Origin of the sequence: Acinetobacter sp. YH12094, assembly GCF_013419295.1 — a bacterium.
GTDB classification, from domain to species: Bacteria; Pseudomonadota; Gammaproteobacteria; order Pseudomonadales; family Moraxellaceae; genus Acinetobacter; species Acinetobacter amyesii.
Genome location: NZ_VPAK01000004.1, coordinates 122,843 through 145,344 on the forward strand (window position 1 = coordinate 122,843; position 22,502 = coordinate 145,344).

The following is a 22,502-nucleotide window of genomic DNA, read 5'->3' on the forward strand; positions in this document are numbered from 1 at the left end:
GCCCCTTCGCCTTCAATATTAATTTTTAGCTTTAATTTAGACACCGTATGAAAACAATTTTACTCGTGCCAACTGGGGAAGGTGTAGGTTTAACATCTGCATGCTTAGGTTTAATTTATGCTTTGGAATGCCAAGGGGTCAAAGCAGGTTTTCTGAAACCATTTTCACAGGAAAATGTCGCAGATACTGTAGACCGTACAACGGCTCTTTATCGTCATTTATTTAATAATGAAACGGTAGAACCCATTCATCATGCCACCATCGTGAAACAACTGAGTCATGATGAAAGTGATGAATTGCTCGAAGAAGCAGTTCGTTTGCACCGTGAAATTGCAAAAAAGCATGATCTGATTATTGTTGAAGGCTTGGTTCCAAACAGCCGAGATAACTTTGCCTCAGAACTGAACGCGACATTAGCAAAAGCTCTTGATGCTAAAGTAATTATTGTCAGCACAGCAGATATTCAAAATGCCACGAAAACGGCTGAGAAAATTGACAGTTCTCTACGCCAATTCGGTGGTGCAGCATCTGAACGTACTGCGGGCGTTTTGTTTATGCGCACACGTGGTTTGCCAGAAGAATCTGCGCAAATTCCTGTCACGCTTGATCCAAATCTGCGTTTAATCAGTGATACCAATAAATTTGTACTCGAATTACAACAAAGTAATCCGCAAATGGGTTCTACACAGCTACCTGTCATTGGCCTCGTTCCATTTAGTAATACGCTCAGCGTACCGCGCATGTCTGACTTGGCGACGCATATCCAAGCAGAATGGATCAACCAAGGCGATGCTGCTCATCGCCGCGTACTGCATAGCAGCTTAGTTGCATCTAATATTGAACATGAACTTCACAAATTTGTGGCAGGCGAACTGATTATCAGCGCCTCTGACCGTATTGATGTGTTGTTGGCTTCTAGCCTTGCAAGTAGCAATGGTATTCCACTTGCCGGTTTGGTTTTGACTGAACATCATCAACCGAACCCACAAGTTTTAGATTTCTGCCAAACCGCGATTAAGCAAGGCTTACCGATTTTACATACGCCTTTAAGCACGTTTGAAACGGCACAACAACTTTCAAATTTAGGCAATGAAATTCCTGTCGATGACGTCGAACGTGCAGAGCAAGTGACCCGCTTTGTTTCAAGCCACATCAATGCTGAGTGGATTACTGAAGTATTAAATGGTTCGTATCAACCCCGTTTGTCCCCTTCTGCATTCCGTCATGAATTGGTACAAAAATCGATTGCTGCGAAAAAACGAATTGTTCTACCTGAAGGTGATGAACCACGCACCATTCAGGCGGCTGCCATTTGTCAATCACGTGGCATTGCACACTGTATTTTATTGGCAAAACCTGAAGCCGTGATTGAAGTTGCAAAAGCACGTAATATCGAACTTCCACATGATTTGGAAATTATTGATCCAGATCTGATTCGTGAAAACTATGTGCCTAAAATGGTTGAGCTGCGTAAAGGCAAACTCAATGATCTACAAGCACGCGAACAGCTACAAGATACTGTTGTTTTAGGCACCATGATGCTTGCACTCGATCAGGTGGATGGCTTAGTCTCAGGCGCAGTACATACTACGGCAAATACTGTACGTCCTGCATTCCAATTGATTAAGACCGCACCTGAATATTCATTGGTTTCATCTGTGTTCTTTATGCTGTTACCAGATGAAGTTTATGTATATGGTGATTGTGCAATTAATCCAGATCCAAATGCAGAACAGCTTGCAGAGATTGCGATTCAATCTGCAGATTCAGCGAAAGCTTTTGGTATTGACCCACGTATCGCAATGATTTCGTATTCAACAGGTACTTCTGGTGCAGGTGCAGATGTCGAGAAAGTGGCTGAAGCAACACGTATTGCCAAAGAACGCCGCCCAGACTTACTTATTGATGGCCCGCTTCAATACGATGCTGCATCGGTGGAAAGTGTGGGACGCTCTAAAGCACCTGACTCGAAAGTGGCTGGTCGTGCCAATGTGTTTATCTTCCCTGATTTAAATACAGGTAATACAACCTATAAAGCAGTTCAACGTTCTGCAAATGTAGTCAGTGTTGGCCCAATGCTGCAAGGTTTAAACAAGCCTGTAAATGACTTGTCACGTGGGGCTTTGGTCGATGACATCGTATTTACCATTGCATTAACGGCAATCCAATCCGAACAGCAAGAAGCTTAATTTTAGTTTCGAGTTCTAAACCACCCTTTCGAAAGATTGGGTGGTTTTTTTATTCATTCCGATTTTCCCGCATTTCAATCTTATTTATATTGCGATAATTTTCATCTTATTAATTCTTGTCATCTTAGAGTCAATATTATTGCTTATGGTATGAGCGCTTTTTTAATTATTCAAAACTTAGCTATATCATGACAAACTTAAAATTTTATACTCCATGTGCCATCTCTACATTAATATGGGTTTGCTTAAGCGCACACTCCATGGCCGCAGATTCATATCTAACACCTGACTCAGCTCCAAATAGTCTTGAAATATTATCTACTCCTCCACAAGCCTATAGTGGAGATTTTATTCGTGATCAAAGTATTTTTAAACAATCTCAATATTTGAAAAATACGGCTCGCTGGCAGCAAGCACAAATTGATGCTGATGTTTCAGATGCACACTTAGGGCGACCTTTTTCACCTGCATTTGGCGTAGAAATTAATGAGAAAAATACACCTATTTTATTTGAAATTTTAAGAAAGATTAAACTTGATAGTAGATACTCTACTCAAACTGCAAAAAAGAAATATAGCCGTGAACGTCCATATGGCTATTTTAATGTCAGCACTTGTACTCCTGAAGAAGAAAATGAAAAAAATCAATATGTTTCCTATCCTTCTGGACATACAACTATCGGTTGGACATATGCATTAGTCTTAGCAGAGTTACGTCCTGAGCGTCAAAGTCAAATTCTTAAACGTGGCATTGAATTTGGGCAAAGCCGAGTCGTGTGCAATATGCATTGGCAAAGTGATGTCGATGCTGGCCGTATTATGGGAGCAGCGCAATTTTCACGCCTACAGGCAGATCCACAATTTAAAGCCGATATGATCAAAGCCAAAACTGAAATTAACCATCTCATTTCTGCCACACACAAAAAATCTGATTAAAAAAATCAGCATCTTGTCCCATTGCATGGATAGTAGATCACATGCATGGACAGTGGTTTTTAATAGATGTGCATGTCCAATATAAAAATAAAGCGCTTAGAACCATCTAAGCGCTTTATTTGATTTAGCAGGAGTAGTGACCCCTTTTTATTTTGATTTAATCTGCTTCAGTTCTGGCTTGCCATAAGCCACTTCAAAACTTGCAACGGTCGTCATTTTTCCACCTGGTTTTTCAACAAAGTCTAGAACCTTCAAGTCTGTACGCATATAGTCTTTAAAAAAGTCTAAAGTCTGATAACCGCGTTGATCATTGATAAATTTGATGTGTGGATTTAACTTCAGCACATCTTCCTGCCCTGGACGGATTGGTTGACCATTGCCGGTAGAGGTTATCGATGTAGTTAAAAATTCGGTTGCAATCGATGGACTCTTAAAATCATTCAAATCACTTGGAATATTCGCTGCAAAATATTGATGCAAATCTCCTGATAAAATTACTGTATTACCATGAGGTGCATTTTTTTTGATAGATTCAATCAAGCGCTCGCGTGCGTATGGATAGCCATTCCACGTATCTTTCCCAAAATAAGCTTTGCCTGATTTGTTATAACGTACCCAAGGCATAACCTGAATTTGCTGTGCCAAGACATTCCAACGCTTATCATGGCGCATTTGCTTCGCCAACCATTGCTCTTGTGCTTTACCAAGAACCTGCTCATTTCGGCTATTCTCAGTACGGCAGTAATCTATTTTATCAAACCCATCTTCTAACTGAGCTTTGGTGCATAAAATTGGAGAACGGTACTGGCGTGTATCCAAAATATTCATCCGTAGCATTTTGCCATAATCTAAAGTGCGGTAAGCAAGGATATCTGGGCCGTTCGGCTTCTGTTTTAAACGCACAGGCATATATTCATACCATGATTGAAACGCTGCTGCGCGACGCAGTAAAAATATGTCTTTCTTCTCACCTTTTTCTTCAATATCTGCAGCCCAGTTGTTATCCACTTCATGATCATCAAAAGTCATCGCAAAAGGTGCAGATGCATGTGCAGCTTGTAAATCGGGATCCGCACGGTACTGTGCATAACGAATACGATATTGCAGTAAAGTTTGAATTTCAGGACCAATATGTTGACGTGCAGGAATTGAAACTCTTAGATCTCCAATTGCACGTCCCCCGCCTTTACCCTCTGGCCCTTCATAAATGTAATCACCATAGTGAAAGACAATATCGATATCTTTTTCTTGGCTCAAATAATCATAAGCGGTGTAATAGCCAGTCTCATAATGCTGACATCCCACTACAGCGACTCGAACTCGCTCTGGCATTTGGTGCGCGGCAGGTGCTGATTTTGCCGTGCCTACTGGGCTTTCATAACCAGCCAATCTAAATCGATAATAATAGCGTGTCATCGGTGCTAAACCACTTATCTCTACATGTACTGTGTGATGTAAGTCAGGATGTGCCTGCGCCTTCCCAGTTTGCACAATTTTCTTAAATTCAATATCTGTAGCAATATCCCAATCCACTTCAACAGCTTCCTTAGGCATCCCACCATCCACAGAAAGTGGATATGGTGCAACACGTGTCCAAATCACAAAGCCATCTGGCCAAGGTTCACCTGAGGCAACACCTAATTGAAACGGACTAATCGGAAATTTGGCATTTGCCCACGTGCTTACTGGACTCAGTCCAGAAAATAACGCTAAAGACCCGACTCCCATCAAACCCTTTAAGAATTGACGACGATTCGAATTAATATGATTCATTTTTATTTCTCTATAAACTTATTAATAAATTAATCTGATCAGTTTTGGATTAGAAAATTGGCATGGTGTAGGTCAAGTAGATACGGCTTTGTTCCTGCTTTGTTCCTGTACTTTTTTTGAATTTTCCGTATTGAGCGGTAAAACCTAAATTTTTGAATTTGCCTTCCGGCACTTTATAACGCAAGGTATAGTCAATTTCAGACTCAGTTGCACAACCACATTTACCAAAGTCACGACCTTGGACTTTCAGGAACGATACATTTAAGCCTTTTAAGTATTGATTATTGAAGTCATATCGATAGCCATACCATGTGGACTTTTCGCCTGCATTAGTAAAGTTCTGCAACAGACGATTTGTTGGCAAATAAATGAACGTACCATCCGCACCATTATCTAAACTGCCCTGATTCATATGCAGAAAATCGCCATCATCACCAATTTTTTGCGCGCCAAATTGCAGCTGATGATTTTTAAATTTGTATTTGAAGTCTACACTGGCTGTCTGATTATCTACTTTGGCACCATAGCCTTTTTCACCACGCTCATTAGCTCCAGTCGCTTGAGTATCAAATAAACGTAAGTCCGTATTAAAACTCTGGTTTTCACTGAATGGAAATTTGTGTTTCACGCCGATAAATTGCTGTACATAAAAATCATCCAGCTCACCGGCATAGTACTGTAGCGTTAAATTTTTATTGGGCTTCCAGTCCGCACCGCCAAACATAAACCCATCACTGGTTTCGGTTGCGCCTTTAATAGAAAGCTTTGACGCATCTCGTGATGCACGTGGAATTGCTTTAGTGACGTAACCACCCGTTAAAGTCAATCCCTTTACATCTTTAGAAGTGACTTGACCACCTAAATAGGCAGATTCGAGCAAGCGAGCAAAGCTTCGACTTAAAATGGGTAAATTAGGGCGTAACTCCCCGACTTTTACATCAGTTTTCTGATAGCGCGCTTTTAAAGTGGGATATGCACGTGTCCAATAATTTGTTGGACTACCATCACCCTCTAAAGGAAACATCAACGAATTTTTGGCTTTATCTTTACTGCCGTCTAAACGTATACCTGCTGCCGCAGTAGCATCTAAACCAAAACCGACTTGACCTTCGGTAAAGCCAGATTGATAACTCAATTCAATACCTTGTCCCCAAACTGTCGAATCTTTATCGTTAGGCTCTTGATCTTGATCAAAATAATAATTTTTAAAATCTATTTCTGCCTTACTATCTTTAATAAATTCTGCTTGTGCTGCCTGCATTGTCAGCATGGGGGTGAAAACCATACAGCAGATGAGTGCTTTGTAATTCAACGTCTAACCTCTTTGGTCCTTGAGAAATACTGCAATAACCTAAAGACTCTGTATGACAATACACTTGCAATCCCATGACAATTACATGAAAAATAAAACAAATGTTTAATATAAATATTTGATAATATAAAATTAGAGTTATTTTTTTTAAGCACTTATATACGAAAAAAGTTGACCATTAAAAGAACTGCAAGCACTCCATTTTTTGACTGCTAAGCTCTAAGCCTGATTTTAAAGAAGATTGCTCAAGAACTTTTATAAAACCTTGTTTAGAATAAAATTGAGTAGCTCGTAAATTACTTAATTCAACACGAAGTACAATTTTTGTATAACCTTGGTTTGCTGCATATTTTGTAGACTAGATATTAAAAGATCAGCAACACCCTTTGCTCGATAATTCTCATGTACCCACATTGCAACCACATTAAATTCATGCTGTTCATCAATAATACCTCCAGCCATGCCTACAGCTCTCATTCCGTCAAATGCCAATAGAAACTGGCATGGTCTTTTTTGCGCAACTCTATCACGCTATTCAGAATCACTATGAGTTTTAGTTTTTTCAAAAGTTGCTGTAAATGCATCGGGACTGTCTTGTAATGCTTCTAGCCGTACATTTTTCAGTATCTCCCAATCTGATTCAACAGTTGGTCGTACAGTAACAGAGCTCATTTTTATTTTATCTCTCAAGTGATTACTTCAAAATTTAGCGTTTATAATTAAAGTTTAGTAAAAATTGAAAGCTCTAGCGATCAACGATGATTATCACTCTGAGGCAAACTAATGCCAAGACTAAAAATTAGCTATTACTCATGATTAGATTTGAAGATTTGAAGATTTGAAGATTTGAAGATTTGAAGATTTGAAGATTTGAAGATTTGAAGATTTGAAGAAGAATATTATTTTTATAAAATTTAAAGCAAAAAAAAGAAGATAAAGCTTTAGGCTTGATCTTCTTGTTGACCGTAGAACCAAGTTGCTGCGATAAACAGAGAAAAACCAATAACTGACAACACTGGAGTAACCATATATTTCACACTCTAACTTTGATGACGTCATTATGTAAAAGTTTTATGACAGTTATATGACAAATATGAAATATTCAAAAATAATAAATATTATTTATTTTTCAGCAATTTAACAATCAATATAAATTTTAAGCTCTAGTTTTGTGACAAATATTTCATGAAATATGACAGTTAAAACGTCATTTTCAGGCCATTTATGACAGCGAAACATGGTGCTGTTTAAGCCTATTAAACTTTCGGCCAAAGATTAAGCGAAATACCCACACAACTGTGTTTTTGTCTTATAATTTAGCCCGCTAGCTATCAGCCCGCTCAAGAGATATTTGTATGACAACTATTATCAAGCAAGATGACTTGATCACATCGGTAAAAGATGCGCTTCAGTTCATTTCTTACTATCACCCACAGGACTTCATCCAAGCGATGAGCCGTGCGTATGACCGTGAAGAAAACAAAGCCGCAAAAGACGCGATTGCACAAATTTTAATTAACTCTCGTATGTGTGCAGAAGGCCATCGTCCTATCTGTCAAGATACGGGTATTGTGAACGTATTTCTTGAAGTGGGCTTAGACGTTAAATTTGATTTAACCATGAGCCTAGACGATGCAATCAACGAAGGTGTACGTCAAGGTTATCTTGAAAACTCAAACATTCTTCGTGCATCAGTATTAGCTGATCCTGCTTTTGGTCGTAAAAATACCAAAGACAACACCCCTGCTGTAATTCACTACAAACTCGTTCCGGGTAATAAAGTTGATATTACTGTTGCTGCTAAAGGTGGTGGTTCAGAAAACAAATCTAAACTTGCAATGCTTAACCCTTCTGACTCTATCGTGGATTGGGTACTTAAAACTGTTCCAACAATGGGTGCAGGTTGGTGTCCTCCTGGTATGCTCGGTATCGGTATTGGTGGTACTGCTGAAAAAGCCATGATGCTTGCAAAAGAAGCATTGATGGAAGAAATCAACATGGACGAATTACTTCGTCGTGGCCCACAAAACCAAATCGAAGAACTTCGTATCGAAATCTTCGAAAAAGTAAATGCTTTAGGTATTGGTGCTCAAGGTCTTGGCGGTTTAACGACTGTTCTTGATATCAAAATCAAAGACTACCCATGTCACGCTGCGGGTAAACCAGTAGGTATGATTCCAAACTGTGCTGCAACTCGTCATGCGCATTTCCAATTAGACGGTTCAGGTGTAGCGCATATTCAAGCGCCTAGCCTTGAAGACTATCCTGCAGTAACTTGGGATTCATCAACGTCTAAACGTGTTGACTTAGATAACATCACTCAAGAAGAAATGAACTCTTGGCAACCAGGTGACACACTACTTCTTAACGGTACAATCTATACAGGTCGTGACGCTGCGCACAAACGTATGGTTGACATGTTAAACAAAGGTGAAGAACTTCCAGTTGATCTAAAAGGTAAATTTATTTACTACGTTGGCCCTGTTGATCCAGTCGGTGACGAAGTCGTTGGTCCTGCTGGCCCAACAACTGCAACACGTATGGATAAGTTCACACGTCAAGTGCTTGAAGCAACTGGCATGTTCGGTATGATTGGTAAAGCTGATCGTGGTCCTGCTGCTGTTGAAGCAATCAAAGACAACAAAGCAACTTACCTCATGGCTGTCGGTGGTGCTGCGTACTTAGTATCGAAAGCGATTCGTGAAGCTGAAGTGGTTGCTTTCGCTGACTTAGGTATGGAAGCGATCTACAAATTTGTTGTAAAAGACATGCCTGTATCTGTAGCTGTTGACGTAAATGGTACTTCTGTTCACGCAACTGCACCAAAAATCTGGCAAGCAAAAATTGGTAAAATCCCAGTAGTTGATGCTGCTGCGAACTGATTTCGCCACATTCAAGATCTAAAAAAGCACCCCATCGGGTGCTTTTTTTAATGTCAATATTTAGGCTGTTTGTCGAATGACATTCGCTATTTAATATTTTCACACACTCAAAAACACGAGCTAATTACATTACCAAGTTAATGGATTCCACAGTTTAAAAGGCTTGGTCAACTGCACATCTTCCGCAGGATCATAATGAGGTGCTTTCAACTTCTGCGCACTTTTCCGCACTTTTCCAGTGTTTTGATCTTCTGCCACAAAGTTAAAACTGTTGGATTTCAACTCTGTAAATGCGATTTCATTTCGACCAATTTTTTCAGGCATGAGCAGCAATGGCCCTGAAACCGTTCTTTTACTGGATAAATTCTCTTCATCATATTTAATGAAGTAAGTTTGACCTGCTTCAACATCAAAGTCTAAATATTTAGGTTTTTGAAAATGATTCACCCCCAAAGGGCGACTCGATGATAAGCGGTAATTCCCCGCAGGTAACTCCACCCAGTAATAATGATTATTCAATAAACTTGGAATACGCTCACTGTTCAGAAATAAGCTGCTGGCCACAATTTCTTGACGATTCCATTTACTGTCTGGACGATATAAATACACAATCGCTGCTTGATCATGCTGAGCTTTCACTTCTTGAAAATTTCGGCCTTGTTTCTGATTGACCCAACCACCAATGGTAAACATACCCAATCGATATTGCTCAATATGACCCGGTGTACTTTCAGGATCCACGGGCTTTAATGTTGAAGCCAATGACGTTTGCTCAACGGCTGATTTTCCATGACAACCCAGCAGCGCTACACTGCTTAAAAGTAGAATTGCAACTCCACGCATGATTATCCCTCACTGCGTCTTTTTTTTATTTTTACACTTTTGTTTTCAGTTTTTTACATTCAGGCATCCACGCCATCCTGCTGAGATTAACATTCTGCTTTTATTTTTGGAAATAAAAAACGTGTGCAAATCTTGGATTTACACACGTTTCAGACGAATAGCGCTTAAGCAGATTTAGAGTTCACAACTTTTAAATCTGACTTCGGTGCAGCTTCTTCAGTTTTCTTTGGTTGACGTTCTGATTTAAATTCAGGTTCCGCTTCACCATTAATCACCGCTTCATTGACGACAACCGTACCCACATCTGAACGACTTGGTAGGTCATACATCGTTTCAAGCAATGAATTTTCTAAAATCGAACGTAGACCACGTGCACCCGTATTACGGTCAAGGGCTTTTTTAGCCACGGCACGCAATGCTGAGTCTTCAAATACGAGGTCAACATTTTCCATTTCAAATAAATATTGGTACTGACGTGTCAATGCATTTTTTGGTTCTGTCAGAATCTGCATCAATGCTTCTTCGTCGAGTTCTTCCAAGGTTGCAATGACTGGCAAACGACCAATAAATTCAGGAATCAGACCGAATTTAACCAAATCTGTCGCTTCAACTTGGCGGAATAAGTCAGATAATTTTTTAGTTTCATCTTTCTTACGCACTTCAGCTGTAAAGCCAATACCTCCTTTTTCCTGACGCTGCTGTACGATTTTCTCTAGACCAGAGAATGCGCCACCACAGATAAACAGGATATTTGAAGTATCAATTTGAATAAATTCTTGCTGCGGATGCTTACGACCACCTTGAGGCGGAATCGACGCAACAGTACCTTCAATCATTTTCAATAACGCTTGCTGAACACCCTCACCCGATACATCACGAGTAATCGATGGGTTTTCAGACTTGCGGGTAATTTTGTCGATTTCATCGATATAGATAATGCCTTTTTGTGCTTTTTCTACATCGTAATCGGCTTTTTGAAGGAGTTTTTGAACAATGTTCTCAACGTCTTCACCCACATAACCAGCTTCAGTTAAAGTCGTTGCATCTGCCATCGCAAATGGCACATCTAAAAGACGCGCAAGTGTCTGAGCAAGCAGTGTTTTACCTGAACCTGTTGGTCCAACCAACATAATATTACTTTTCGAAATCTCTACTCCGTCTTCTGGTTTTTTACCACTGGTGCCAACTTTTAGGCGTTTATAGTGGTTGTATACCGCAACAGAGAGGGTCTTTTTCGCAACATCTTGCCCAATCACATATTGGTCAAGCGCAGCACGGATTTCATGCGGTTTTGGTAAAGGACGAGTTGCCCAGTCATTTGATTCAACTTGCTGACTGGTCTGAACTAGGTCAAGACATACGTCCACACACTCATTACAGATGTACGCGTCCTCACCTGCAATCAGTTTCCCGACTTCAGACTGCGTTTTACCGCAAAATGAACAATGCTTTTGTCCTTGAGGATGTTCGGACATATTCACTCCAATAATTAATTCTTTAAAACTTATGGGCGTTTAGATAAAACTTCGTCCACAAGACCGTATTCTTTCGCAGCTTGCGCTGTCATAAAATTGTCACGGTCAGTATCTCGAGCAACAGTTTCGTAGTCTTGACCACTATGCTCTGCCATTAAACGATTTAAACGTTCTTTGATGAATAGAATTTCACGTGCATGAATTTCAATATCAGATGCCTGACCTCGGAAACCACCGAGTGGTTGGTGAATCATGACACGGGCATTTTCAAGACAGTAACGTTTGCCTTTAGCACCGGCGTTAAGCAGGAATGCACCCATCGATGCTGCTTGCCCCATGCAGTAAGTCACAACATCAGGTTTAATAAATTGCATGGTATCGTAAATCGCCATACCTGCAGTAACCGAACCGCCTGGTGAGTTGATATATAAATGAATATCTTTATCTGGGTTTTCTGCTTCTAAGAACAACATTTGGGCAACAATCAAATTTGCCATGTTGTCTTCAACTTCACCGGTTAAAAAAATCACACGTTCACGCAAAAGGCGTGAATAAATATCAAAAGAACGCTCGCCACGAGATGACTGTTCTACCACCATTGGCACTAGTGCGTTTTCAATTGTTGGAACATACATACGTTATTTATTCCTAAATTTTTCTGACTCAACCCATAATTCACAATATGAGGGATATTTGTCGAAATTGCAAAAGATTCCCAATTAAATAACAGATATTTTTTTCATAAGCATTGTGAAATCAGGACAACTTATTTGGGGGCAAATTTCGATAAAAAAAGGCGCTTAATGCGCCTTTTTTTGAAAGCTAGAAATTAGCCTTGTTGACGAGCTTGTTGCTCTTTCAATAAGTCTTCATAGCTCACAGTTGTATCAGTTACTTTAGCAGAAGCTAAGATGTGATCTACAACTTGGTCTTCTAGAATAACAGCTTCGATTTGAGAACGTTGCTGTTTATCGTTGTTGAAGTATTCAATTACTTCTTTAGGATCTTCATAAGAAGAAGCCATGTCTTCGATGTAAGCATCAACACGTGCAGCATCAACTTCAATTTTAGCATCAGCTAATACTTTGCTGACTAATACGCCAAGTTTAACTGATTTTTCAGCTTGCTCTTTGAATAGGTCATCTGGAAGCATGCTTGAATCAAACGCTTTAGCGCCTTGAGCACCAAACTGTTGAGTGAATTGTTGGATCATTTGTTGACGTTGACGGTCAATTTCTTGAGCAACCATTGCTTCTGGAAGTTCTACTTCGTTTGCAGCTACAAGCGCATCAAAAGTTGCACCTTTCACTTGGTTACGAAGACCGTTTTTCACTTCACGTTCCATGTTTTTACGCACGTCAGCTTTCAGTTTTTCAACGCCTTCTTCTTCAGTTAGACCGAAGATTTTTAAGAATTCAGCATCAACTTCTGGAAGTTTTTGTTTTTCAACAAGCTTAACAGTGATTTTGAATTGAGCAGCTTTACCAGCAAGGTTTTCAGCTTGGTAGTCTTCAGGGAAAGTTACATCGATAACTTTCTCTTCGCCTTTCTTCATACCAACGATACCGTCTTCGAAGCCAGGGATCATACGACCAGAACCAAGAACGAGTTTAAAGTCTTCAGCAGCGCCGCCTTCAAACTTCTCGCCATCAACAGTACCTTCAAAGTCGAAAGTTACTTGCATGTCTTTTTTAGCCATGCCTTTAGTTTCAACCCATGAAGCGCGTTGTTTTTGAAGATTTTCAATCATCTTCTCAACGTCTTTGTCGTCAACTGAAGTTGTTTTACGTTCAACTTCTAGACCTTCGAACTTAACTTCAACTTCTGGATAAACTTCTACAGTTGCTTCATAAACTAAAGCATCATCTTTCATTTCAGTTTTTTCAATGTTTGGCATACCAACAGCATTGATTTTTTCTTGTTGGATCGCTTCGAATACTGTGTCACGAATGATGTCGTTTACAACTTCTTGATAGATACCAGCACCGTATTCACGACGAACAACGTTTACAGGTACTTTACCTGGACGGAAGCCGTTGATCTTCACAGTTTTGGCAGTGCGTTTCAAGCGAGCTTCAAACTGCTCGTTAATACGGCTCGTCGGTACAGATACATTTAAACGACGGGCAACGCCCGAAACCGCTTCAGAAGTTACTTGCATGGCTTCCTCGATAATTTGTTAGTTAAAACAGTTTTAAAAAAAAGTGCCACATTATATGACAACAATTAAAGATATACAAAAATGGATTATAACACTATAAATTCAGGCATGGATGCCCTTCTTATTTTTAGAATTTTTCAGCTTAATTCGAAGAAATATTGATTATTTTTTAATTCACTATTGAAAATGAGAAACTTTCTCACTATTATTCTTAATGATATTTTTTTAATTTATTTTCATATATTTATCTTGTCCATATTTGGTATTCTTTTATGAGTAAATTTAATCTCAACCCACTTTCCGCTGCTTTATTTGGGGCAATTGTAACCACCACGAGTTTCGCACATGCTGAAACGACTGAATCTCAAGCTCAACAGATGGAAACCATTGTTGTTTCTGCAGCTGGTTATGAACAAAAAGTAACAGATGCTCCGGCATCAATTACGGTATTAACTAAAGAAGATTTCAAAACAAAACGCATTACATCTCTTGCTGATGCGTTAAGTGATGTAGAGGGTGTTGATATTAGCCCTACAGCGGGAAAAACGGGTGGATTAGATATTAGTATCCGCGGTTTACCCTCTGAATATACGCTAGTTTTGATTGATGGTCGTCGTCAAAATAGTACTGGTGACATTACTCCAAATGGTTTTGGAGAAACGAAGAATAATTTTATCCCTCCACTTTCTGCAATTGAGCGTATTGAAATCATTCGTGGCCCTGCCTCTACGCTTTATGGTTCAGATGCGATGGGTGGTGTCGTTAATATTATTACCAAAAAAGTATCACATGAATGGACAGGTTCAATTAGTTTAGAAGGCTCTATTCTTCCAAAAAGTTCAGACTTCGGTAATCAACGCAGTGTCGACCTTTACACTACAGGACCAATCGTACAAGATCTGCTAGGTTTGCAAATTCGTGCCAAGCATTGGGAGCGTGATGAATCAAATGTTACACGTGACATTGACCAATCTGCTCTAGGTACCGGAAATAATCCATCTGAAGGCAAACTTGATACATTGGGTGCTCGCTTAACTTTAACCCCAACAGAGAATCATGATTTATCTCTCGATGTAGAATCACACCGTCAATCGTATAAAAACCCTAAAAACTCTACCGGCTTCCAATTGGGTACAGTCGGTCCAGCGGGTGGTTATGATGACGAAATGGAGTTTAATCGAGACAAGTATGTTGTTGCCCATCAATGGCGTACAAATATTGGTGATTTAGACAGTAGTTTGACTCGAAATGAAAGTGAAACTGTCGGCCGCCTTATCCCATCTCGTATGCAAAACGGTGATTTAACCACAAAAACTCCACGAACAATTGAGAGTAAAGATACGATTTTTGATACAAAATTATCGGTCAATGCAATTGAGAACCATCGTTTAACGCTTGGGGGACAATGGTGGGATGCCAGTGTTTCAGATGGATTACGTGCTGCAAAACCTGAAGTAAGTTTTACACAGATTGGTTTATTTGCTGAAGATACCTGGAATGTGTTACCAAACTTAGCACTGACACTTGGTTTACGTTATGACGACCACGACACATTTGGTGATTTCATTACCCCACGTGCTTATGCAGTATGGAATGTTAATGATACATGGACGGTTAAAGGTGGATACTCTGAAGGTTATAAAGCACCACGCTTAGAACAGCTAACAAATGGTGTTGTGAATTTAGGTCGTCAAGGGGCTCAACCTATTTTTGGTAATCAAAATCTAAAACCTGAAACAAGTGATAATTTTGAACTTGGCGTATATTTCACACCGAACAATAATTTAAATATTAACTTAACTGGCTTTTTAAGCACGGTTCAAGACAAAATTGTGAGCGGTGCAATTACAGATACATCTGTAAATACGGGTGGAAAACCAGGAGAGTGTTTAGTCAACCAAGCCTGTGCTGACTATTTGACTGGCCTCGGAACACCTTGGCAGTGGCTGAACCAATCAAGTGATCGTGCATTTACAGTTACTCGTCCAGACAATGTCGATGAAGTCGAAATTTATGGTACAGAGTTAGGTATTAACTGGGGCTTTGCCGAAGATTGGAAATTAAACTTTAATTACACTTGGACAGAAACAGAAGTAACTAAAGGCAAAGACAAAGGTAAAAAGTTACAAGACACGCCTGAACATATGTTCAATGCTACTTTAAAGTGGAATGTGGCAGACAATGCAGACTTATGGCTTCGTGGTGAATATCGTACTGAGCGCTCTCGTTTCAAAACCACAAATTTAACGGGTGATGATTTGACCGTTTATAATGCCCTAGGTGACTACGAAGCTTATGGCTTAGTGCATTTAGGTACAAATTATGCAGTTAATGATAAATGGGATGTTGGCGTAGCTCTTTATAATATCTTTGACAAAGACTTTAATAAGTATGAAGTTATAAATGGTAGTGCATATAATATTTACAGCAACACCCAAGAAGGTCGCCGTGTGCAATTAAGTACAACCTTTAAATTCTAAATAACACTTTATAAAAAAAACCTGCTTCGGCAGGTTTTTTTACATCAACAATTTACGATTTATTCTTATTTAATTCACAATCATGTCTATATTTATAATCTCAATTAAACATAAAAAAACAATACATTTTATCAATATTTAATAAAAACATAGTCTTAATCAATACTTGTTATATCATTACATTAAATAGGGCTATCACGATACGATTATTTATCGTCATTTACAATTACATAAAGATGTAAGAACAAATAAGAATCATTATTATTCGCATACAAATTCACTACTCCGAATCGGGTTCGAAATGGCCTTCATTAAAACACGTAAGAAAATTGTTTCTACAGCGATTGCTTCATCACTTTCAATCATTGCAGGCAATGTAATGGCTGAAGAAAAAGCAGTCCAACTTGAGACGATTAATCAAACTGTAAACAAAGAGAACTATAAAGTAGAAAAAGCGTCATCAGATAAGTTTACGCAATCTCAACTAAATACGACTCAGACCATGGCTATTATCCCTGAGAAAGTATTAAAAGAACAAAATGCAACGACCCTAACAGAAGCACTTCGAAACGTTCCTGGTGTCGGCACATTCTCCCTAGGTGAAAACGGACGAATGAATACTGGTGATGCTGTTACCATGCGTGGATTTGATACAGCAAATAGTATCTTCATCGATGGAGTACGTGACTTGGGTAACGTTACTCGAGACATGTTTAATTACGAACAAATTGAAGTATTTAAAGGCCCTGCTGGTACAGATAATGGTCGTACAGCTGCCTCAGGTTCAATTAATTTATCAACAAAAGAAGCAAAACTTCAAGACGCTAACAATGCAACTCTTGGTTTCGGCTCAGATGAATATTATCGAGCAACTGCAGATATTAATAAAGCAATAAACGATACAACAGCCATCCGTTTTAATGCCATGGGTGAAAACTCAGACGGTATTGGTCGTGACGGTGTTGAAAATGAAAAATGGGCTGCTGCACTTTCAGCAGGCTTTGGTTTAGGCACAGATCTTCACTTTTTCTTAGACTATCTACATATTGAACAAGACAATGTCTTGGATGGTGGTATCCCAACTGTAGGTTTACCAGGGTTTGATGCAAATAAAAGTACGAATGCAAGTATTAAAAGTCTTGCGCCATATCTAAATAGCCATAAAGTTGATACTTCAAATTATTATGGTGCACCTGAAGATTTTGATGATGTCACTGCGGACATGGCAACTGCTCGTTTAGAGTATGATTTATCAGAAAATACGAAAATCAAAAATACTTCTCGTTGGGGCAAAACAGAGCATCAATATTTAACAACCTTTTCAGGTAATGCCTTCACTACAACGTCAACTGACCTGAATGATCCTACTGCGATGCGCGTTTCAGGCAGTGCAAATAATAGTGATACTGAAAATGAAATTATAACTAACCAAACTAGCTTGGTTACAAGTTTCAATACAGGTCGCTTAAAACATGATGTCAGTACAGGGGTTGAATTTACACGTGAAGAAATGAAAACACGTGGTTGGACTGCTACGGTTACCGGTACAAGTTCATTGTATAACCCACAAGGCACTGTACATACCGCTTTAGTCAGAAATACTAATGGTAATGGTGATTCTGAAGCTCAAATGGATACCTACTCTATTTTTGCCTTCGATACTATTGAAATTTCACCACAATTTTCTGTGAATGGTGGCGTTCGTCTAGATCGTTATAAACTTGATGCCGATACATTTGTGAATACGGCTGCTTCAGGTCAACCGGCAAATTATGTTGCACAAAGCTTTAAAGATGACGGCAACCTATTCAACTGGAAAGTTGGGGCACTATATAAACCAACTGAAAACGGTAGCTTGTATGCTAACTACGCCATCCAACAACAAGCACCGGGTACTATTACAGGTGGTGACGGTATTGGTAATGCCAATGCATTTGCCCCATCTGGTTCAGCGAGCAGCAATAACAACTTAGATCTTGATCCTCAAGAAATTGAAACCATTGAAGTTGGTGCTAAATGGGAATTTTTTGACAACCGTTTACTCTTAACAGGTGCACTTTTCCAAACTGAACTCACAAATGAGTTGGAAAAAGATGGTGAAGAATACTACCAAACTGGTGAAAAATCAGTTAAAGGTGTTGAACTTGGCGTGATTGGTAACTTAAATGACAATTGGCAAGTTATTGCTGGTTATACACATCAAAAAACAGACATTAAAAATGTAACCCAAGCTGCGAGTAACCAGCAAGTTTCAGCAGATGGTTCAAGTAATATGCCATTTACGCCTTCTGATGCATTCACATTGTGGACGACCTACAATATGGATAAATGGAGCATTGGTAGCGGCGCGCGTTACAATGGTGAAATGACTAAAAACAAAGATGGCAATCAGGTCGGTCCTGCTGTCATCCCTGACTACTGGGTATTTGACTCAATGGTTAGTTACCAAGCAACACCAAATGTAGGGATTCAATTCAACATCAACAATTTATTTGATGAAGACTACATTAACAGCATCAACCGTGGTGGATTACGTTACATCGCAGGTGCTGAACGTAACTATCGCTTAACATTTAATTTTAAGTTCTAAATTAAATATTCTAAAAAAAGCCTTAATCTTGTATTAAGGCTTTTTTTATTTATGCTTATCTTGTGTAGATTTGATTAAAATTAGATTAAGGTTAAATTATGCTTCTTCATGCCCCTCATGTCCTTTCAAAGCAACACGTTCAAAGCCTAAGACAAGCGATGAACCAAGATAATCAATGGGTTTCAGGAAAGAGTTCGGCCGGAGCACAAGCTCAAAATATCAAAAAAAATTTACAAATCAATTCAAATAGCGAATTATATCAGCAGTTAAGTCAGCAAGTATTACAGCAAATTAGACAAAGTCTGCTCATTCAATCTTTTGCATTACCTAAAGAAATTTTACCTCCGCTATTCAATTGCTACCAAGATACAGGCCACTACGGCAATCATGTTGACAGTGCAATCCATTACTATCATGAAAAAAATATAACTGTTCGTACTGATGTTTCAATGACCATTTTTTTATCAGAGCCCGATGAATATGAAGGTGGTGAACTGATCATTGAGGATACTTATGGTGAACACGAAGTAAAGTTAGATGCTGGAGATGCAATTGTTTATCCCGCGACTAGTCTACATCGTGTTGAACCTGTGACTTCAGGTTCCCGTATTGCAGCATGCACTTGGGTACAAAGTATGGTCAAAGATGATTGGCAGAGAAGTATGCTCTTTAATTTAGATCAGACGATTATGCAATTACGGCAAAATTTAGGTGATAGCAAAGAAATTTTACAACTGACGAATCACTACCATAATCTTTTACGTCAATGGGCAGTTCTATGAGACAACATTCACCATTGCAACCACTGACACAAATACCAGCTCATTTACAAACCATAGCTGATTATGAAAAAGAAGCTGAACTACACCTCTCGCACATGGTGTGGCAATACTTACAAGGTGGTTCCATGGATGAACACAGTGTCCGTGGCAATTTGTCTCAGTTTGAACAGATACAACTGCTACCACGTATGCTGAAAGATCTGACCCAAGGTCATACGCAAATCGAGATATTAGGACAGCGCTTTCCGCATCCTATTTTTGTAGCGCCCATTGGTCATCAACAACAATTTCATCCTGATGCTGAAGCTGCAACAGCCCTCGCTGCCGAAGTCCTTGGCAGCAATATGATCCTCAGTACGTTTACCAATACAGATATGCGTGAGTTAAAGCAGGACAATCCATTCAAATGGTTCCAATTGTATTGGCAAGGTGAGCGCGAAAAGTCATTATCAATGGTCAAGATGGCAGAAGCACATGGTTTTAAAGCGATTGTGGTGACCGTTGATTCTCCACATTCAGGAATTCGCGATAGAGAGAGACATGCGTTTTTTGAACTTCCTAAGCATGAACCGCAGCCTCATCATTTTGTTTCACAACCTAAAACCAATCAAAGTGAACATCCATTATTTCAAGGTCTGATGAAAATCGCACCAACATGGGCGGATATCCTTTGGCTCAGTCAAAACACCTCATTACCGATTATTTTAAAGGGCATTGTCAGTCCACATGATGCTGAACTTGCCCTGCAACACGGTGTACAAGGCATTATTGTGTCGAATCATGGTGGGCGCGTACTGGACGGTTGCATTTCCCCTCTCACCGCCTTAGAACTGATTAAAAAAGTTGTGCCTACGGATTTTCCAGTTTTATATGATGGTGGTATTCGTCGTGGTTCAGATGTGTTTAAAGCGATAGCCTTGGGTGCATCTGCCGTATTAGTCGGCCGTCCCTGCATTTATGGTTTAGCGACTGCGGGCGCTTTAGGTGTTGCCCATGTACTCAAAATACTGAAAGAAGAATTTGAGATTACGATGGCATTGATGGGAACAGCCACCGTCGATGAGATTAATAAAGATTATATTTTTCAAAAAAGCTAATTTTATAGAAAAATATTTTCCAGTAATGGCATTTTGACGCAAAAATAGGAAATTATTTCCGAAATATATGGACTAATATTTAGTTATACATTTACGAGCTTACGGTAAAGCTAAGTCATGTGAATCTTTACAGATTTATTTCGACTTTCGACTAAAGACTCCGAAATTAAACTTGTAAATTGTTAGAATAGACACAATCTATATAAGTAGTACCTTGCCGTTTATCCACGACATTTATCCACGGTGCTATAAGGAGTTTTCACATGATGTTGGCAGATCCAAGCAAAAAATACCGTCGCATGTACCAACGTGTAGACTTACCAGACCGTCAATGGCCAAATAACGAAATCAATAAAGCGCCGATCTGGATGAGTACCGACCTTCGTGACGGTAACCAAGCGATCTTCGAGCCAATGAACATTGAACAAAAGTTCAAAATGTTCCAAATGCTTGTGAAAATTGGTTTCAAACACATTGAAATCGGCTTCCCTTCTGCATCACAAATCGACTTTGATTTCACCCGTTTGTTGATCCAAGGCGGCCATATTCCTGATGATGTGTACATCGAAGTTTTGGTTCAAGCACGTGATCATTTGATTCAACGTACATTTGAATCATTACAAGGTGCGAAACGTGCCATCGTGCATATCTACAACTCAAACTCTCCAACTTTCCGCAATAAAGTGTTGAATGTTGATGTTGCTGGTGCAAAACAATTAGCAATTAACGCCGCAATGAAAGTCAAAGAATACGCTGCAAAACAGCCTGAAACTGAATTTGTATTCCAATACAGTCCAGAGTGTTTTACTGCAACAGAATTAGAAGTTGCTAAAGATGTTTGTGATGCGGTCACTGAAATTTGGGAAGCATCTCCAGAGAACAAAGTGATTTTAAACTTGCCTGCAACGGTTGAAGTTTCAGGTCCGAACGTCTATGCCGACCAAGTGGAATGGATGCACCGTAATATTCAACGCCGTGACGGTGTGATTATTTCTGTGCACTGTCATAACGACCGTGGCTGTGGTATTGCCGCTTCTGAGTTGGCGATTATGGCTGGTGCTGACCGTGTCGAAGGTTGTGTGTTTGGTAATGGTGAACGTACAGGTAACGTGGACGTTGCAGCGATTGCATTGAACATGTATACCCAAGGTGTTGCGCCAAACTTAGATTTCTCAAACATTAACGAAATCATTTCAATCATTGAAGAATGCACAGGCTTGCCGGTACACCCTCGTCATCCGTATGCTGGTGATTTGGTCTTCACCGCGTTCTCTGGTTCACACCAAGATGCCATTAAAAAAGGTTTCGAGTTCCAAAAGAACGAAGAAATGTGGGATATGCCTTATTTGCCAATCGACCCGAAAGACTTGGGCCGCGACTATGATGCCGTGATTCGTGTCAACTCACAGTCTGGTAAAGGCGGTATTGCGTACTTGTTAGAATCAAATTACAACGTGGTTTTGCCTCGCCGTATTCAAATTGAATTCTCACAAATCGTACAGCAAAAAACAGATGAAGACGGTACCGAAATTTCTGCGCAAGCAATCTGGTCTTTATTTAAGGACACTTATGTGGCGGCCAAAGACACGCATTATGCGGCGAAAAACTACCGCTTACATGATGAAAATGGCAAACAAGTCATTGAGCTTGATGTCGAAGTGAACGGTGAGATCCAGCAATTGCGCGGTGAAGGCAACGGCCCAATCTCTGCTATCTTAAATGCCTTGCAGTTGCCGATTGATGTCTTGAACTATGAAGAACGTAGCATCAGTTCAGGCGCGCATGCCAAAGCCTTGGCGTTGATTGAGCTTCAAGTGAAAGGCACAGGCAAGTCTGCATTCGGCGCAGGTGTACATGACAACATCGTGACTGCATCCATCGAAGCGATTATTGCCAGCACTAACCGTTTAATTGAACAAGGTGTTTTAAGTACTGAACAAGTGATTGCTGCTGCAGTCTAATTCAATGCTATAAATATCAAAT

The 22,502-nt window shown here is 39.6% G+C and carries 16 protein-coding genes and 1 pseudogene; 8 read left to right on the plus strand and 9 right to left on the minus strand.

Annotated features, from left to right (window positions below):
• Window positions 1-47 precede the first annotated feature (47 nt).
• Both pta and FTU34_RS05130 read left to right on the plus strand, forming a co-directional pair.
• Window positions 48-2,189 (plus strand): phosphate acetyltransferase, encoded by a 2,142-nt coding sequence (gene pta / locus FTU34_RS05125; RefSeq protein WP_180034913.1) that lies wholly within the window; start codon window positions 48-50, stop codon window positions 2,187-2,189.
• Between the two features lie 260 nt (window positions 2,190-2,449).
• Window positions 2,450-3,124 carry a phosphatase PAP2 family protein gene (locus FTU34_RS05130; protein ID WP_180034914.1) on the plus strand — a complete coding sequence of 225 codons (675 nt, stop codon included), beginning with the start codon at window positions 2,450-2,452 and terminating at the stop codon, window positions 3,122-3,124.
• Window positions 3,125-3,271: 147 nt separating this feature from the next.
• Here FTU34_RS05130 and FTU34_RS05135 read toward each other — a convergent pair whose 3' ends face one another.
• The 5 genes and pseudogenes from FTU34_RS05135 to FTU34_RS05150 form a co-directional block, all read right to left on the minus strand.
• Window positions 3,272-4,897 (minus strand): alkaline phosphatase, encoded by a 1,626-nt coding sequence (locus FTU34_RS05135; RefSeq protein ID WP_180034915.1) that lies wholly within the window; start codon window positions 4,895-4,897, stop codon window positions 3,272-3,274.
• Between the two features lie 49 nt (window positions 4,898-4,946).
• Entirely contained in the window at window positions 4,947-6,167 is a 1,221-nt protein-coding gene (locus FTU34_RS05140) for an OprD family outer membrane porin (protein WP_180034916.1), read from the minus strand.
• 220 nt (window positions 6,168-6,387) lie between these two features.
• Window positions 6,388-6,531: a hypothetical protein gene (locus tag FTU34_RS18105; RefSeq protein ID WP_373686479.1), complete on the minus strand. Its 144-nt coding sequence runs from the start codon at window positions 6,529-6,531 to the stop codon at window positions 6,388-6,390.
• Window positions 6,510-6,707 (minus strand): annotated as a pseudogene (locus FTU34_RS05145) (GNAT family N-acetyltransferase); the annotation flags it as partial. The gene FTU34_RS18105 and the pseudogene FTU34_RS05145, both read right to left, overlap by 22 nt.
• Before the next feature lie 33 nt (window positions 6,708-6,740).
• On the minus strand, window positions 6,741-6,881 hold the full coding sequence (locus FTU34_RS05150; RefSeq protein WP_180034918.1) for a hypothetical protein: 141 nt from the start codon (window positions 6,879-6,881) through the stop codon (window positions 6,741-6,743).
• 683 nt (window positions 6,882-7,564) lie between these two features.
• On the opposite strand from FTU34_RS05150, the gene FTU34_RS05155 reads away from it, so the two are divergent.
• Window positions 7,565-9,091, plus strand: a complete 1,527-nt coding sequence (locus FTU34_RS05155) for a fumarate hydratase (RefSeq protein ID WP_078189659.1) — start codon at window positions 7,565-7,567, stop codon at window positions 9,089-9,091.
• A gap of 129 nt (window positions 9,092-9,220) precedes the next feature.
• On the opposite strand, the gene FTU34_RS05160 is transcribed toward FTU34_RS05155, so the two are convergent.
• The 4 genes from FTU34_RS05160 to tig all read right to left on the minus strand — a co-directional run bounded on the left by FTU34_RS05160 (window position 9,221) and on the right by tig (window position 13,570).
• Complete coding sequence (locus FTU34_RS05160; protein WP_180034919.1) at window positions 9,221-9,934, minus strand: DUF2846 domain-containing protein; 714 nt, start codon at window positions 9,932-9,934, stop codon at window positions 9,221-9,223.
• Between the two features lie 164 nt (window positions 9,935-10,098).
• Window positions 10,099-11,409, minus strand: coding sequence for an ATP-dependent protease ATP-binding subunit ClpX (clpX, locus tag FTU34_RS05165; RefSeq protein WP_078189661.1), 1,311 nt, complete (start codon window positions 11,407-11,409; stop codon window positions 10,099-10,101).
• Between the two features lie 29 nt (window positions 11,410-11,438).
• Window positions 11,439-12,044 (minus strand): ATP-dependent Clp endopeptidase proteolytic subunit ClpP, encoded by a 606-nt coding sequence (gene clpP / locus FTU34_RS05170; protein ID WP_078192707.1) that lies wholly within the window; start codon window positions 12,042-12,044, stop codon window positions 11,439-11,441.
• 194 nt (window positions 12,045-12,238) lie between these two features.
• The gene (gene tig / locus FTU34_RS05175) at window positions 12,239-13,570 is read right to left on the minus strand and encodes a trigger factor (protein ID WP_180034920.1); all 1,332 of its coding nucleotides are present in this window, start codon (window positions 13,568-13,570) and stop codon (window positions 12,239-12,241) included.
• A gap of 272 nt (window positions 13,571-13,842) precedes the next feature.
• On the opposite strand from tig, the gene FTU34_RS05180 reads away from it, so the two are divergent.
• The 5 genes from FTU34_RS05180 (at window position 13,843) to leuA (ending at window position 22,480) form a co-directional block, all read left to right on the plus strand.
• A complete protein-coding gene (locus FTU34_RS05180) occupies window positions 13,843-16,050 on the plus strand; it encodes a TonB-dependent receptor domain-containing protein (protein WP_180034921.1) in 2,208 nt (735 codons plus the stop codon).
• 301 nt (window positions 16,051-16,351) lie between these two features.
• Window positions 16,352-18,640 carry a catecholate siderophore receptor Fiu gene (locus tag FTU34_RS05185; RefSeq protein WP_180034922.1) on the plus strand — a complete coding sequence of 763 codons (2,289 nt, stop codon included), beginning with the start codon at window positions 16,352-16,354 and terminating at the stop codon, window positions 18,638-18,640.
• A 98-nt stretch (window positions 18,641-18,738) separates the two neighbouring features.
• A complete protein-coding gene (locus FTU34_RS05190) occupies window positions 18,739-19,422 on the plus strand; it encodes a Fe2+-dependent dioxygenase (RefSeq protein ID WP_180034923.1) in 684 nt (227 codons plus the stop codon).
• Window positions 19,419-20,519 (plus strand): alpha-hydroxy acid oxidase, encoded by a 1,101-nt coding sequence (locus tag FTU34_RS05195; RefSeq protein ID WP_180034924.1) that lies wholly within the window; start codon window positions 19,419-19,421, stop codon window positions 20,517-20,519. The genes FTU34_RS05190 and FTU34_RS05195 overlap by 4 nt, the downstream gene beginning before the upstream one ends.
• Before the next feature lie 263 nt (window positions 20,520-20,782).
• On the plus strand, window positions 20,783-22,480 hold the full coding sequence (gene leuA, locus FTU34_RS05200) for a 2-isopropylmalate synthase (protein WP_180034925.1): 1,698 nt from the start codon (window positions 20,783-20,785) through the stop codon (window positions 22,478-22,480).
• Window positions 22,481-22,502 lie beyond the last annotated feature (22 nt).

What these genes read in the sequence shown, in the direction of transcription:
- pta (WP_180034913.1), top strand. Translation starts at nt 48, where the DNA reads ATGAAAACAATTTTACTCGTGCCAACTGGGGAAGGTGTAGGTTTAACA.
- FTU34_RS05130 (WP_180034914.1), top strand. Translation starts at nt 2,450, where the DNA reads ATGGCCGCAGATTCATATCTAACACCTGACTCAGCTCCAAATAGTCTT.
- FTU34_RS05135 (WP_180034915.1), bottom strand. Translation starts at nt 4,897, where the DNA reads ATGAATCATATTAATTCGAATCGTCGTCAATTCTTAAAGGGTTTGATG.
- FTU34_RS05140 (WP_180034916.1), bottom strand. Translation starts at nt 6,167, where the DNA reads ATGCTGACAATGCAGGCAGCACAAGCAGAATTTATTAAAGATAGTAAG.
- FTU34_RS05150 (WP_180034918.1), bottom strand. Translation starts at nt 6,881, where the DNA reads ATGAGCTCTGTTACTGTACGACCAACTGTTGAATCAGATTGGGAGATA.
- FTU34_RS05155 (WP_078189659.1), top strand. Translation starts at nt 7,565, where the DNA reads ATGACAACTATTATCAAGCAAGATGACTTGATCACATCGGTAAAAGAT.
- FTU34_RS05160 (WP_180034919.1), bottom strand. Translation starts at nt 9,934, where the DNA reads ATGCGTGGAGTTGCAATTCTACTTTTAAGCAGTGTAGCGCTGCTGGGT.
- clpX (WP_078189661.1), bottom strand. Translation starts at nt 11,409, where the DNA reads ATGTCCGAACATCCTCAAGGACAAAAGCATTGTTCATTTTGCGGTAAA.
- clpP (WP_078192707.1), bottom strand. Translation starts at nt 12,044, where the DNA reads ATGTATGTTCCAACAATTGAAAACGCACTAGTGCCAATGGTGGTAGAA.
- tig (WP_180034920.1), bottom strand. Translation starts at nt 13,570, where the DNA reads ATGCAAGTAACTTCTGAAGCGGTTTCGGGCGTTGCCCGTCGTTTAAAT.
- FTU34_RS05180 (WP_180034921.1), top strand. Translation starts at nt 13,843, where the DNA reads ATGAGTAAATTTAATCTCAACCCACTTTCCGCTGCTTTATTTGGGGCA.
- FTU34_RS05185 (WP_180034922.1), top strand. Translation starts at nt 16,352, where the DNA reads ATGGCCTTCATTAAAACACGTAAGAAAATTGTTTCTACAGCGATTGCT.
- FTU34_RS05190 (WP_180034923.1), top strand. Translation starts at nt 18,739, where the DNA reads ATGCTTCTTCATGCCCCTCATGTCCTTTCAAAGCAACACGTTCAAAGC.
- FTU34_RS05195 (WP_180034924.1), top strand. Translation starts at nt 19,419, where the DNA reads ATGAGACAACATTCACCATTGCAACCACTGACACAAATACCAGCTCAT.
- leuA (WP_180034925.1), top strand. Translation starts at nt 20,783, where the DNA reads ATGATGTTGGCAGATCCAAGCAAAAAATACCGTCGCATGTACCAACGT.